This is a genomic window from Aminobacterium sp. (assembly GCF_034926885.1).
Classification (GTDB): Bacteria; Synergistota; Synergistia; order Synergistales; family Aminobacteriaceae; genus Aminobacterium.
The window spans coordinates 15,171-28,419 of record NZ_JAYFQR010000018.1; the positions used below are offsets into that span (position 1 = coordinate 15,171).

Annotated in this window: 12 protein-coding genes; 9 read left to right on the top strand and 3 right to left on the bottom strand. The window is 40.9% G+C overall.

The annotated features are described in order from the left end of the window. Positions 1-12 precede the first annotated feature (12 nt). From VB083_RS08220 to ortB, 3 genes are read left to right on the top strand one after another with little or no spacing between them, the layout of a single operon-like run. A complete protein-coding gene (locus VB083_RS08220) occupies positions 13-1,368 on the top strand; it encodes an aspartate aminotransferase family protein (RefSeq protein ID WP_213691324.1) in 1,356 nt (451 codons plus the stop codon). A 6-nt stretch (positions 1,369-1,374) separates the two neighbouring features. Next, positions 1,375-1,692 (top strand): 2-amino-4-oxopentanoate thiolase subunit OrtA, encoded by a 318-nt coding sequence (ortA, locus tag VB083_RS08225; protein WP_307879784.1) that lies wholly within the window; start codon positions 1,375-1,377, stop codon positions 1,690-1,692. Continuing rightward, the gene (gene ortB, locus VB083_RS08230) at positions 1,689-3,095 is read left to right on the top strand and encodes a 2-amino-4-oxopentanoate thiolase subunit OrtB (protein WP_213695783.1); all 1,407 of its coding nucleotides are present in this window, start codon (positions 1,689-1,691) and stop codon (positions 3,093-3,095) included. The genes ortA and ortB overlap by 4 nt, the downstream gene beginning before the upstream one ends. Positions 3,096-3,180: 85 nt before the next feature. On the opposite strand, the gene VB083_RS08235 is transcribed toward ortB, so the two are convergent. From VB083_RS08235 to VB083_RS08245, 3 genes are read right to left on the bottom strand one after another with little or no spacing between them, the layout of a single operon-like run. Beyond that, complete coding sequence (locus tag VB083_RS08235; protein ID WP_323401951.1) at positions 3,181-4,782, bottom strand: D-aminoacylase; 1,602 nt, start codon at positions 4,780-4,782, stop codon at positions 3,181-3,183. A 20-nt stretch (positions 4,783-4,802) separates the two neighbouring features. Then, complete coding sequence (panF, locus tag VB083_RS08240; protein WP_213699576.1) at positions 4,803-6,305, bottom strand: sodium/pantothenate symporter; 1,503 nt, start codon at positions 6,303-6,305, stop codon at positions 4,803-4,805. Positions 6,306-6,319: 14 nt separating this feature from the next. Next, entirely contained in the window at positions 6,320-6,631 is a 312-nt protein-coding gene (locus tag VB083_RS08245) for a YhdT family protein (RefSeq protein WP_213691320.1), read from the bottom strand. A gap of 139 nt (positions 6,632-6,770) precedes the next feature. Here VB083_RS08245 and VB083_RS08250 point away from each other — a divergent pair, with 139 nt between their 5' ends. The 6 genes from VB083_RS08250 to VB083_RS08275 all read left to right on the top strand — a co-directional run bounded on the left by VB083_RS08250 (position 6,771) and on the right by VB083_RS08275 (position 13,229). Further along, positions 6,771-8,384 (top strand): PucR family transcriptional regulator, encoded by a 1,614-nt coding sequence (locus VB083_RS08250; RefSeq protein WP_323401952.1) that lies wholly within the window; start codon positions 6,771-6,773, stop codon positions 8,382-8,384. Between the two features lie 68 nt (positions 8,385-8,452). Beyond that, positions 8,453-9,112, top strand: a complete 660-nt coding sequence (locus VB083_RS08255) for a GntR family transcriptional regulator (protein ID WP_213696069.1) — start codon at positions 8,453-8,455, stop codon at positions 9,110-9,112. Positions 9,113-9,140: 28 nt separating this feature from the next. Continuing rightward, the gene (locus VB083_RS08260) at positions 9,141-10,139 is read left to right on the top strand and encodes a uroporphyrinogen decarboxylase family protein (protein WP_213696068.1); all 999 of its coding nucleotides are present in this window, start codon (positions 9,141-9,143) and stop codon (positions 10,137-10,139) included. Between the two features lie 68 nt (positions 10,140-10,207). Then, complete coding sequence (locus VB083_RS08265; RefSeq protein ID WP_213696067.1) at positions 10,208-11,179, top strand: tripartite tricarboxylate transporter substrate binding protein; 972 nt, start codon at positions 10,208-10,210, stop codon at positions 11,177-11,179. A gap of 113 nt (positions 11,180-11,292) precedes the next feature. Continuing rightward, a complete protein-coding gene (locus tag VB083_RS08270) occupies positions 11,293-11,733 on the top strand; it encodes a tripartite tricarboxylate transporter TctB family protein (RefSeq protein ID WP_213696066.1) in 441 nt (146 codons plus the stop codon). Positions 11,734-11,747: 14 nt separating this feature from the next. Then, positions 11,748-13,229: a tripartite tricarboxylate transporter permease gene (locus tag VB083_RS08275; RefSeq protein WP_213701646.1), complete on the top strand. Its 1,482-nt coding sequence runs from the start codon at positions 11,748-11,750 to the stop codon at positions 13,227-13,229. The last annotated feature ends 20 nt before the right edge of the window (positions 13,230-13,249 follow it).

Below are 13,249 nucleotides of genomic sequence, written 5' to 3' on the forward strand. Positions count from 1 at the left end.
GGGATGAATATTATGGCTTTGAATATACCCAAATGTTTAGAGCTCGTGAATATTGATAAGGAAATGACATCTCCTGCTGCAAAAGTTCCATACTACCCCCTTGTTGTTGATCGGGGGAAAGGTGCAACTGTTATAGATGTTGACGGGAATCACTATATAGACCTACTTTCCAGCGCAGGAGCCGTAAACACAGGACACTGCCACCCTAGAATTGTCGATGCCATAAAGAAACAAACTGAAAATCTTATACTTTATACCCCTGTCTATATGTATCATGAACCACTTATACAACTCTCGCAAAAGCTGTTTGACATAACACCTGGAGAATATAGGAAAAGGGTCTTTTATGGTCTTTGTGGTTCTGACGCCAATGACGGAACAATAAAAATGGCCAGAACAGCTACAAAAAGGAAAAAAATCATCTCTTTCTACCGCGCCTATCATGGAAGCACATATGGTGCTCTTTCTTTAAGTGCCGTCAGTCTGCCCATGCACCGAGGGCTCGGACCACTTCTTCCCGAAATTCACCACATCCCATATCCAGATGTATATCGTACTCCGTACAGTGGAATGGATGAAGATGATGTAACGAAGTATTGCGTAGAAAGAATAAACGAACTTTTTAAAACATGTGTACCAGCTGAAGAGGTCGCAGCCATATTCTTCGAGCCTATACAAGGGGACGCCGGTCTTATTGTTCCTCCTAAAAGCTATGTTAAAGCCCTAAGACAAATCTGTGATACCTACAACATTCTTTTCGTCTCGGAAGAAGTGCAACAAGGCTTCGGACGTACCGGGAAATGGTTTGGTATAGAAAACTTCGATGTAGTTCCTGATGTTGTTGTTATGGGTAAAGCTATTGCTTCGGGAATGCCTCTGGGGGCAGTGGTTGCAAAGGCAGAATTGATGGAACAATGGGAAGCTCCTGCACACCTTTTCACTGCAGCTGGAAATCCCGTATGTTGTGCTGCAGCATGTGCAACTGTCGACGTCATCAGAGATGAAAAGTTAAGAGAAAATGCAACAGCTATAGGAGCCTATGCTCTCGCAAGATTGAAGGAAATGCAGAATCGTTTCGAATTTATTGGAGATGTACGAGGGATCGGGCTTTCCATTGGAGTAGACCTCGTAAAAGACAGAGAGACAAAAGAAAGGAATACAGAAGCTGCCGCAAAAATATGTTACCAAGCATGGCAAAAGGGGCTTCTACTCTCTTTCTTTAGTGGTTCTGTGTTGAGAATACAACCTCCGCTCGTTATTTCGAAAGATCAAATGGAGAGTGCACTTTCAAAGATAGAAGAGGCTTTTGAAGATTATGAATCTGGAATTATACCTGATAGTGTATTGGAGACAGTGAAAGGTTGGTAAGAGGAAATGGATGAAAAAATTATAAAAAAAGGAAGCTGGGTTCAAATTCATTATATCGTTCTTCAACCATCTGAGCGGGCAGACAATGTACCCCAAGATACTAAACAAGTTCCTCTTGAACTCTGGGTCAAAGGTTATTTAGACAATGACGCTCCCATAGGGAGCAACGTCACAATAACAACAATGACAGATAGGAAAGTGCAAGGAACCCTCGTTTCTCAAAATCCTCCGTATACTCATACCTTCGGACGCCAGATTCCAGAACTTCTTTCTGTAGGAAAAGAATTACACGCCCTCATATCGAAGGCAGGTGAAAAGGCATGAACTCCGTATTCGACTCTGTTGCTGAGAGAAAGAACGAAATACTAAAAAAGGCTCTGGGAATTGATTACTCTGAATTTGAACTTCCCGGTGTCGCTTTCGACTATGAAGGCATGATGGGGAAAATAGGATATACACTCGATGAAATTCGATCTATTCAAGCCGAGACAAATATTGGTAATACTCCCATGCTGGAGCTACGCAACCTTACAGCAGCAGCCCGAGCTCTAGCTGGACCAGGCAAAGGAGCCCGCATTTTTGTAAAAGATGAAGCAACAAACCCTTCTGGCAGTTTCAAGGCACGACGTGCGGCCATGTCATGTCATTACGCTCAACAAAGAGGATATGCCGGTGTTATAGCAGCGTCAAGCGGAAACTACGGAGCAGCTGTTGCATCTCAAGCAAACATGAGGAATCTAAAAGCCATTATCGTACAGGAACTCTTCGACAGCCATCATGTCGGACAACCTGAAATTCTAGAAAAAGGCAGAATTTGCGAAGCCTTCGGAGCAGAAGTTGTTCAGTTGACAGTAGGACCTGAACTTTTCATAGAATTTTTACGCCTTCTTGATGAAACGAGTTATTGCAGCGCCTCGCTATATTCCCCCTTCGCTATAGCGGGTATAGAAACACTGGGATACGAAATAGCAGATCAGGTAAGAAGTATGTGTAATAGAGATCCCGACGCTGTCGTTATTACAAATGCCGGCGGAGGAAACCTGACGGGAACAGCCAGAGGCCTTGAAAAAGCTGGGTGTACAAACACGAAGGTCATAGCAGCCAGCGTAGACATTACAGGACTCCATATGGCAAGTGACAAGGCTTTTAACAGAAAATCGTTCACCACAGGACACACTGGTTTTGGCATGCCCTTCTCTACATGGCCAGATAGAACAGACGTTCCAAGAAACGCAGCACGGAGTCTTCGCTATACAGACAGATACGTTACAGTTACCCAAGGTGAAGTTTTTTATATGACAGAAGCTCTGGCCCAAATAGAAGGTCTGGAAAGAGGCCCTGCAGGCAACACCTCTCTTACAGCAGCATTTTCGCTTGCACAGGAAATGGATAGAGATCAGGTAATCGTCGTTCAAGAAACTGAATACACTGGTGCAGGAAAACACGTAACAGCCCAGCTCTCTTTTGCACGGGAAAAATTAGGTATCAATGTAAGAAGAGGGAATCCGAAAGAACAGATTCCAGGAGAAAATATTATCATTCCAGAAGGCCCCGAACTCGTAAAAGCTCAAAATGTTGATCTTGACGACCTCAAACGCTCGTACTGCAAAAACATTTTGAAGATGAATAATATGTCAAAAGAACAATTGACAGAGGCGGATATACAATTTATCGCCGAAGACACAAAATCAACAAAAGAACATATAAAAAAGCTATTTGTCCTTTAGCTTGTACAGATTCAATAATAGAAGGAGCAGGAAGCCACAAAATGGCATCCTGCCCCTTTAGTGTTGGAATATATATCTTACCTAGTTATCCTTTCCGCAGTACCTTTCCATTCGTATGTCCGGTAAAATTGCCAAACTCCATTGTTTTTACTCCATTGACAATTACATATTCAATTCCCACCGGCTCTTCGAAAGGATGTTCAAAGGTTGCCTTATCATCAACAGTATCTGGATCAAAAATAACGATATCAGCATCCATTCCCTCTCTGAGAATGCCCTTAAATTGAAGCCCTAAACGGGATGCCGGAAAGGCTGTCATCTTCCATATTGCGTCTTCCAGAGAAATACAATGTTTGTCTCTTACGTATTTTCCCAAAACTCGAGGGTTAGTTCCAAAGGTTCTGGGGTGGCTCTTTGCTCCTGGTGCCGGTGGAATAGAGTCTGAAATAACCATGACATTGTTGTTTTTCAGAACATATTCCACATCATCTTCACACATCATCGAATAACAAGCTGCATCGTCTCCCTTATTGGCAGCAATAATATCCATTGCTATGTCAAGAGGATCTACGCCTGTCATTTCTGCAATTTCTTTCAACGACTTGCCTTCATACTCTGGAGTCTGAGGAGAATATATAACTGTCACTCCGCTAGCTCCTCCAGAATTTTGGTAGTAATTATCCCAAGTGACATCTTCTTCTATCTCTTTAATAATTCGACTTCGAAGAGACTTATCTGCCAATCTTTCAATAACGTTCATAACTCCCCCTTCATGAACCCATGGAGGTAAAATTGCCCGTAGAGTTGTACTGGCAGATGTGTAGGGATATTGATCTACAGTCACATCAACACCACGTTTCCGCGCATCTTCAACTAAAGCAAGTGTCTTTTTCACAAGTCCCCAAGCACTTCTTCCCAATGCTTTATGATGAGAAATCTGGGCTGGAATCCGATTTTCTTCTGCAATACGAATAACTTCTTCAACTCCCTTTACAACATCTCGTCCTTCATTTCTCATATGTGATTGATACAAACCATTTTTCGAGGTCATAGCAGAACATAACTCAACAAGCTCCTCTGTTGAAGAATAGACTCCGGGAGGATAAACAAGTCCACTCGTTATACCGTAAGCCCCTTGCTCTATAGATTCAGAGACTAATTTTTTCATCTCTGCCATTTCATCGGAAGAAGGCTCTCTATTATCAAAACCAATAACAGCTATTCTGATAGTTCCCTGCCCTGCAAAAGCAACTATATTTGTTCCCAGATTCAGGTCTTCCAAAACATCCAGCCACTCACCGAAACTTCTCCAATTCCAGTCAGCGTGAGTTCCCGCCTTAATGAATCCAGAATAAATATCAAGTTTTTCAACTTGCTCTGAAGAAATGGGAGCTGGGCTTATTCCACATTGACCGATCCCTTGTGTCGTTACTCCCTGTTTCAATTTTGATTGCATTACCGGATCTCTCAACAAAAGGAAATCAGAGTGCGTATGAACATCAATAAATCCAGGGGCAACAATATGATCTTTAGCATCGATAACTTCAAACGCATCTGCTGCATACTCAGGAAGATCACTGCCTACATATCTGATTTTGGAATCTGTAATGCCAACCCCCCCTCGATACCATGGAGAACGAGTGCCGTCAACAATTCGTGCATTTTTTATGTAGATATCGAATCTCATAAATCGTTTCTCCTTTCAGACTACATTTTTATTTCTTTGGGATAAACTCGACCAAACCACTGCATAATAATTCCCTTAGGAGGTTTCGGCGTTATGAGGCTTACTCCCACAGTAAGAACAAGCGAAACGATAAGAGATATAACGATTGCATGCATTCCAAAAGTAATAGGAAGATATTTCCCGGCAGCTAAAATATATGTAAGCAACCCACCAAGCATACCTGCAGCTCCTCCATATTCATTGGTTCTCATCCAATACAAACCTAAAAGAAGGGGCCAGAAAAAGGCAGAGGCAAGACCTCCCATAGAGAAAGCAATCATCCACTCTAATGCATGAGGAGGCTTTATAGCAGCTATGAAAATGAGAATGCAGGTTATTACAGTCGTAAGCACTGTCACTTTTTTCAACTTTTCATGCGAGACATTGGGGTTTATATAAGCCTGATATGCGTCTCTCACAATGCTTGAACTAATAACGATAATCATTGCTCCCACTGTTGACTGAATAGCACCAGCAACTCCGGCAAGAGCAATACCAGCGAGCCAAGGGGGCAACACTGTCATGGCAAGAATAGGTACAGCATGATCTACCACTTTAAGGTCAGGATAAATTGCGCGAACCATGTTCCCCATCCAAATAAGCATTACTGTCCAGAGAACAACGAAAATGACACCTAAAATAATAGCTTTGTGCATAGCCTTTGTATCTTTATAAAGAAGGGTATTCATAGCCGCATGAGGCATTCCTATTGAGACGAGACCAAAAATAATCCACATTGAAGACTGGAATTTAATATTCCATGTCCATGGAGATATAAGCTTGGGATCTAGCTCTCCTATGCTCCGAATAGCTGGCTCAAGAGGACCTATGTGAGCGAGGGCCCCAAAGAATAAAGCAAATACAGCTGCCGTCATAACAATTCCCTGAAGAACAACAGCCGTCGTTACGCCCTTAATTCCACCAAATGCAGCTACAACAAGAACAACAACTGAAAACAAGACAAGTCCCAGCAGATATGACAGCCCCGTCATCGATTCAAAAAGTCGGGCCCCTCCCACAAATTGAGCCACAACATAGCTTCCCAAGAAAAGGACGATAGCAATAACGCCGCCAATTCCTACCATTTTGTTATGGTTATAACGATACAAAAATAAATCCAGATAAGATTGCGCATTGATTCTACGAGCAACAATTCCTACCTTTTTCCCTATCTCTCCCAAAACGCAAAAGTTCATAAAATTTTGAGAAAGAGCCGCAAGAACCCAAGTCAGGCCGGCACTATAAGCAAGCCCCGGACCGCCAAGAAAAGTACCGGCACTACATAACCCTGCGGCTATCATGAGAGCAATGACCAAAGCTCCCATTCCCCGGCCTCCCGTATAAAATTCTTCAACATACTTATCCACAGATGTTTTATCCATTGCTCGCTTGGAATAAAGGCCAATTACAAGCATAGCAGCAGAATACAAAACAAAAGCAGCTATAATCGCAAATCTAGCTTCGTTATTTACTGTGAATTCCATTGCAATGCTCCTCCTTATTTATTAAGAGATCCTTCGTCTGTTAAATCCATATCTTGAAAAACAAATTTTGTAATGAATATAACCAGAGCTGTAAAAAGCAAACTTATCAGAATAGCCATAAACCACCAGAGAGGTAGACCTGCAACATATGTATAATCCTGCACATCTCCACGTCCTAACAAATACGAAACTCCAATGGAAATTACTGCGAAAAGAATCCAAACAAGAAAAGTAATTTTCATTTCTTTGGCGCAACGAATGAAACGAGGGTCAACTTCAATGTCATCGAAACTGTAATTCCGGTCATAGAATTCTTCTTTGTTCATTATTTCCCCTCCCGTCTAAATATTTAAATAAAAACAACAATGTCTACATATTACTCAAGAATAATCAAAAAAATTTTGTTAAAATAAACAAAAAAGTTTAGTTTTTTTATTCAAAAAAATAAATTGGGGGAGGTTACCTATGCAAGTAAAAAATCTTTTTGATATTCCCGAATTAAAAGGAATCAAACTCCTCTCTGGAACAAAGGGGTTAAAACGCAATATTGAATCGGTCACAATTTTTGATGCGCCAGATCAGGCTTCATGGATTAAAAAAGGTGATCTTGTTTTAACAACTGGATACATTTGGTATCAAAATCCCAATATAGAAGAAATAAATAAGTTTTTGAAAAAAATATCTGAAAATGAAGCTGCCGGCCTTGGAATAAAGCTCGGACGCTTTATAGAAGAAATTCCTGAAGAAATTCTAACTTTCACCGAAGCACTCAACTTTCCCCTTTTCTCTTTTCCAATGCATCTTCGGTTTGTCAATATAATTTCTCCTGTCCTCACAAGACTCGTTAATTCGCAAGCAGAGACACTTAATAAATCTATAGCTATACATTCGTATCTTTCAAATCTAGCTATCGAAACAAATGACACCACAGAAATATTGACAGCGCTAGAAAAAATTTTGCAGCGCCCTATAGCTTTTTTTGACAGACATTTTGATAAAATTTTTCTTTCATCCTTTCGTAAGGATTCCTTTCCTCATCTTATAAACAGAATGTCAAATTCAGAAACAAACTTAGAAAAGATAATCAGTGGATATCCTCGTGAGCCTCTATACATCGGGGGAAAACATGTTGGTGACATTCTTTTTTCTTCATCAAAAGAATGCAATTTAAGTGAGGTATTGGTTAAAAACACTCTCAATCACGCAAGTACTCTTCTAAAATTCGACATTCAAAAACGGATATCAATACAGCAAAATGAACAAAAATACCGAGATGAATTTCTTCTGGACCTTATATTCTCTGAAACGATAGAACTTGAGGGAATAAAACTGAGAGGCCAATGTTTCGGATGGGATTTAGATAAAGGAGTTGTTGTTGTCGCGATCAACTTCAAACCATCAATACACCCCTATTCAAATATAAACGAAGATATTTTACGAGGCCTTCGAAACGCCTGTTTCTCAAAAATCAAAAGTATTATGAAAGAAGTGTGGGAAGCTTCTTATTACACAATCGTCAACCAGACCATTTTATTTGTCATCTCCTTACATAAAGAAGACTACTCTCATTTCAAGCAAACACTAAAAAAACGACAACATGAAATCGATAGTATTGCGCAACGTCAACACTGTTATCTTAATGTCGGAATTGGAGGCTATAAACAATCTTCAAACCTTACTCATGCAAGTTATAAAGAAGCTTTTCAAGCATTGTTATATTCTGAGAAAAAGGAACATTCCGATACGGCTCCGTTGACTTTCTGGGATGAAATGGGAGCATATCAAGTATTAATAAAACTCTCTGCAACAGCAGATGGAGAGCGCTTTTGGAGATCTATGTTAGAAAAGATAATAAAAAACGATAATACTTACCGAAGTCACTATTTCGAAACCCTTTCCAATCTTCAAAAAAACAACTGGGATATGAAAGAAACAGCCCATAAAATGCACGTTCATCCTAACACTATTGCATATCGAATTGCCCGAATAGAAGAATTATTTGACATAAATATAAATGCAAGCGATCAGCGCCTTTTGCTGGATCTTGCTTTAAAGCTTAAAGATCTATCAAATAAATAAAAACCTCCATCTCGTTGACGTTATATACATTATTGTATAAAATATTGTAGAAAATCCTTAAGAAGAAGGTGAGTTCCCTGGTAAAAGCGTCGAAAGAAAAAGGAATCACAGCGCAACGAAAAATATGTGATGTATTACGAGAGCGAATTCTTCAAGGAGAACTGCGCGGAGGACAACAGCTTCGTCAAGACGATATAGCAAAAGAATTCGGAGTGAGCAGAATCCCCGTTCGTGAAGCCCTAATTCAACTTGACGCAGAGGGACTCGTTACATTTTATCCATATAAAGGAGCAATCGTTTCAAGTCTTTCTCCTGCCGATGTTCACGAGATATTTACCATTCGATTTGCGCTAGAGTCAGCAGCGTTACGTCTAGCCGCTCAAAATATGACCTCCAAAGATTACAAGCGGATAGAAAAAATTATGGAATTACGAGCAAAAGAAGAAAACCCAGAGCTGTGGAGTTCTCTTAACTGGCAATTCCACTCTGCCCTTTATAAATTTTCGAGAATGCCCCGTCTTTGCGAGATGATCGACTCTCTCCATGCAAATATAGATCGCTATCTGCGCATATATCATCAATTTATGATGCCCAAGGGGGAGCCCGAAGAAGCACACAAACAAATTATGAAAGCTTTAAAAGAAGGAGACACAGAACAGGCTATTGTTCTACTTGAAATTCACCTTAGAAATGCGGATTTGAAAATATCTCAATTCTTAGTCAAATAGAATTCGTAAAAGATAAGGAGGATATACGGTGAATAAAGTCGAAAGGCTACAAAACGCGATAAAAGGGGAAGAAGTTGACACTATTCCCTACGGTTTCTGGACTCATTTTCCAGGAATCGACCTTGATCCAGATCGCCTTGCTGAGAATTCTTATAACTTCTATAAAAAATATGATATCGACTTTATAAAAATGATGTCAAATGGCATGTATGCCACTGAAGGATATGGATGCTCCTGCGATTTTTCGGAAATCAACAAAGGGGGTGTTGCAAAAATTGTAGGCACCCCTGTCAAGACTTATGAAGATTGGGCCTCAATTGAACCGATTTCTATTGAAAAAGGAGCTCTCAAAAGAGAACTCATCTCTCTGGAAAAACTGCTCTCTCTCGTAAAAGGCGAAGCTCCTATTCTTTTTACCATTTTCAGCCCTCTTACAACAGCACAGAAGCTCTCAAACGGGAAAATACTTTCCCATATTCGCCAAGGAGAGACGACTCTTATACATCACGCTTTGGATGCTATTGCCAAAACAACCGCCCTTCTCGCCCAAAGAGCTATTGAAATGGGAGCTTCTGGCGTTTTTCTTGCGACACAACTTTGCAGAAGTGACGTTATGAATGAAAAAGAATACGTCGAATTCGGGAAACCTTACGATGAAAAGGTGTTAAAAGCAGCTGAAAAGGGTTGGTGTAATACTCTTCATATTCATGGAGAGAATATCATGTTTGATCTCGTAAAAGACTACCCCGTTGATATTCTTAACTGGCATGTATGGGAAACAGATCCAGACATAAAAACAGCAAGAGAAAAAAGCAACAAATGTTTTATGGGAGGTATAAACCGCTTCAGCATCACTGAACAAAATAAAGAAGCTATACACACTCAAATAGAAACAGCTCTTGCTCATTCAAAACGCAAAAAGCACATACTCTCTCCGGGATGCGTTATCCGATACCCACTCTGCGAAGAAATCTTTAAATATGTCGCTGAGGTCAGAGACGCTGTCAATTCATCGTACGTTATGTAACTTTAGAAAGCGAAACTGCCAGATGTGGCAGTTCGTAAATATCTAATTAATTATGGAGGTGCTTTAATATGACACGTTTCGTAAAAGTTTTCTTCATTGCAACACTCGCTGTTTTATGTGCATGTTCACCTTTCACAGTAGGGATAGCTTCTACCGCATATCCTGAAAAACCGGTAGAGGTTGTGGTCGCTTTCGCTCCTGGCGGAGGTACAGATGCTGCCGCACGTCTTGTTTTTAAATATGCTCAGAAGTACTTCCCTCAGAATTTTGCCATTATCAATAAACCAGGAGCAGCTGGAGAGATAGGTTTTACTTCTATTGCGCAGTCTAAAGCCGATGGCTACACCATTGGTTTTATTAATCCTCCCACAATTCTTTTACATCCTATTCAGAGAGAGGGATGCCGCTATACCCTAGATGACTTCGAACCTATCGCTAATATAGTTATGGACCCAGGCGTTATCGCCGTAAAAAAAGACAGTAAATATACCACCCTTAAAGAACTCTTTGATGCAGCAAAAGCAAAGAAAAAAGCTGTTTCCATCGGTTATTCCGGACCTGGTACATCCGAAGCTATGACTCTGAAAAAACTTGAGCGCATGAATGAGATGGAACTCAACAAAATACCCTTCGAAGGATCTGCTCCCAGTGTTGTAGCCCTTCTTGGAGGGCACGTTGATGCTGTATGTATGAACATTTCAGAGGCATATACTCAGGTAGAAGAAGGAAACATCAAATTGCTCGGTGTTGGTTCCACAATTCGCGACGCTACCCTCAAAGATGTTCCGACATACAAGGAGCAGGGCTTCGATCTTATTCAGGTAGCACTCAGAGGAGTTGCAGCTCCCAAAGGAATCCCTGCTGAAGCAAAAGCCAAAATCGAACAGGCTATCGCTATGACAATGCAAGACCCCGAATTTGTTCAGAAAACTAAAGAGATGCAGATGCCTCTCCACTACATGGGATCTGAAGAATATACACAATTCCTTAACTCCATGAATAATGACCTTCAAAATGAGTGGACAAACTCTCCTTGGTAAAAAAGGGGCTATAAAAAACATCTTTACGAATAACGATAGAGAGACTGTTATATATACAGTCTCTCTATTCTTCAAGTAACTGAGAGTATTTTAGATTGGAGAGTGGCAGATTCATGAATACCGCTAAAAAAGATAATTTGATTATGGCTATCTTTTTTTATGCCGTTGCTTTCTTTTTTATGTTTTCAACATCGGGTTTTGCAGAAGAGTCTACTAAATTTCCCCAAGCAACAGCGCTTATTCTTATAGGTCTTACAACGCTGCTTTTATTTCAAACTTTCACAGGGAAAATTCCAGCTTCTAAAAAGAAAGAGGACGTTGACAAAAAAAAGTATGGCATGGCTGCAATGCTTTCAATAGCTTACGTAGCCCTTGTCAATATTGTTGGTTATGTCATTATTACTCCAATTTTCCTTTTTTCCTTAATGACATGCCTTGGATATAAAAACAAGAAAGTAGCAGCAATTGTTTCTATCGTCACTGTTGCACTTATTTTCCTCGGGTTTAAGGTTGCATTGCACGTGCCCATTCCCGAAGGAATATTTTTAGGTTAAAAGGTGTGATAACCATGTCTAGCACAATTCTTAGCGCTCTTATGCTCGCCCTTGCTCCGATAAACCTTCTCTTTGCGCTTATTGGAACCGTTTTAGGAATAATTATCGGCGCTCTTCCAGGGCTCACATCAACAATGGGGGTAGCGCTCTTTATTCCCGTTACTTTTACAATGTCTCCAGAGACAGGGTTGATTTTCCTGGCCTCTATCTATTGCGCTTCAACATATGGAGGGTCTATTTCTGCCATTCTCATTCAAACACCTGGAACGCCATCTGCAATCATTACAGCCATAGACGGGTATGAACTGACTAAACAGGGACACGGCGGTAAAGCTCTCGCCATGGCAACTTTTGCGTCTTTTATAGGCGGACTTGTCAGCGCAACAGCATTGCTTCTTATAGCGCCTCCCCTCTCTAAACTTGTTCTTCGTTTTGGTCCGTCTGAAATTTTCTTCCTTGCCATATTTGGACTGACAATCATTGTCGGTCTTTCCAAAGGATCTATGGTAAAGGGCTTGATATCAGGGGCACTCGGGGTTCTTCTTGCAACTACCGGAGTGGATGCATTAACAGGAACATATCGATATACCTTTAACAACATGGCTCTCTTTGAAGGCATACCTATTGTCCCCGCAGTTATCGGTCTTTTCTCAGCATCTCAGGTCTTCGTTCTTGCAGAACAAAAAAGGACAACAATCCAATATAAAGATGCTACACCTACAACAGAAAGCACTTGGCTTCGTCTTTCAGAAGTGAAACATCTTTGGGGCAATTTACTTCGCTCAAGCGTTATCGGCACAATCGTGGGTATTATCCCAGGCGCAGGAATGAGCATTGCTTCAGCCATGGCATATAACGAAGCTAAAAGGTTTTCTAAAAATGCCGATCAGTTCGGTAAAGGCTCACTTGAGGGCGTAGCAGCTTCTGAATCTGCTAATAATGGAGTAACAGGTGGTTCTCTTGTTCCATTACTCACGTTGGGAATTCCTGGAAATGCCGTATCGGCAGTTTTCCTTGGGGGATTACTCATTCACGGCTTGAAACCTGGCATGACACTTTTTACAAAACATGCCGACATTGCCTATGCTCTGCTTTTTGGTATTTTCATTGCCAACATTATGATGTTCGTTGTGGGATCGCTGGCAGCTAAACGTTTTGCGAAAGTAGCTGTATGTCCCACTAACATCCTTGCGCCCATTATTATGAGCTTGTGCATCATAGGATCCTACGCTATTCGCAATAACGTCTGGGACGTTATTTTCATGCTTGGATTCGGATTTATGGGCTACTATATGAAAAAAACGGGATATTCCCTTGCCTCGCTTATTCTGGGTCTTATTCTTGGGCCTATGATTGAATCAGAGTTGAGAAGAGCTCTTATGCTCAGTGGAGGCGCATTTCTTCCTCTCCTAAGTCGCCCACTTTCTCTTTTCCTTTTCTTATTAGTCATCTTCTCATTGGTGGGACCATATCTAAAACGCAAACGGACAGCGTAATAAATAAAGCCAGGTCTTTT

Coding starts and splice junctions, on each gene's coding strand:
- ortA (WP_307879784.1), top strand. CDS start 1,375: ATGGATGAAAAAATTATAAAAAAAGGAAGCTGGGTTCAAATTCATTAT.
- ortB (WP_213695783.1), top strand. CDS start 1,689: ATGAACTCCGTATTCGACTCTGTTGCTGAGAGAAAGAACGAAATACTA.
- VB083_RS08265 (WP_213696067.1), top strand. CDS start 10,208: ATGACACGTTTCGTAAAAGTTTTCTTCATTGCAACACTCGCTGTTTTA.
- VB083_RS08245 (WP_213691320.1), bottom strand. CDS start 6,631: ATGAACAAAGAAGAATTCTATGACCGGAATTACAGTTTCGATGACATT.
- VB083_RS08270 (WP_213696066.1), top strand. CDS start 11,293: ATGAATACCGCTAAAAAAGATAATTTGATTATGGCTATCTTTTTTTAT.
- VB083_RS08250 (WP_323401952.1), top strand. CDS start 6,771: ATGCAAGTAAAAAATCTTTTTGATATTCCCGAATTAAAAGGAATCAAA.
- VB083_RS08275 (WP_213701646.1), top strand. CDS start 11,748: ATGTCTAGCACAATTCTTAGCGCTCTTATGCTCGCCCTTGCTCCGATA.
- panF (WP_213699576.1), bottom strand. CDS start 6,305: ATGGAATTCACAGTAAATAACGAAGCTAGATTTGCGATTATAGCTGCT.
- VB083_RS08235 (WP_323401951.1), bottom strand. CDS start 4,782: ATGAGATTCGATATCTACATAAAAAATGCACGAATTGTTGACGGCACT.
- VB083_RS08220 (WP_213691324.1), top strand. CDS start 13: ATGGCTTTGAATATACCCAAATGTTTAGAGCTCGTGAATATTGATAAG.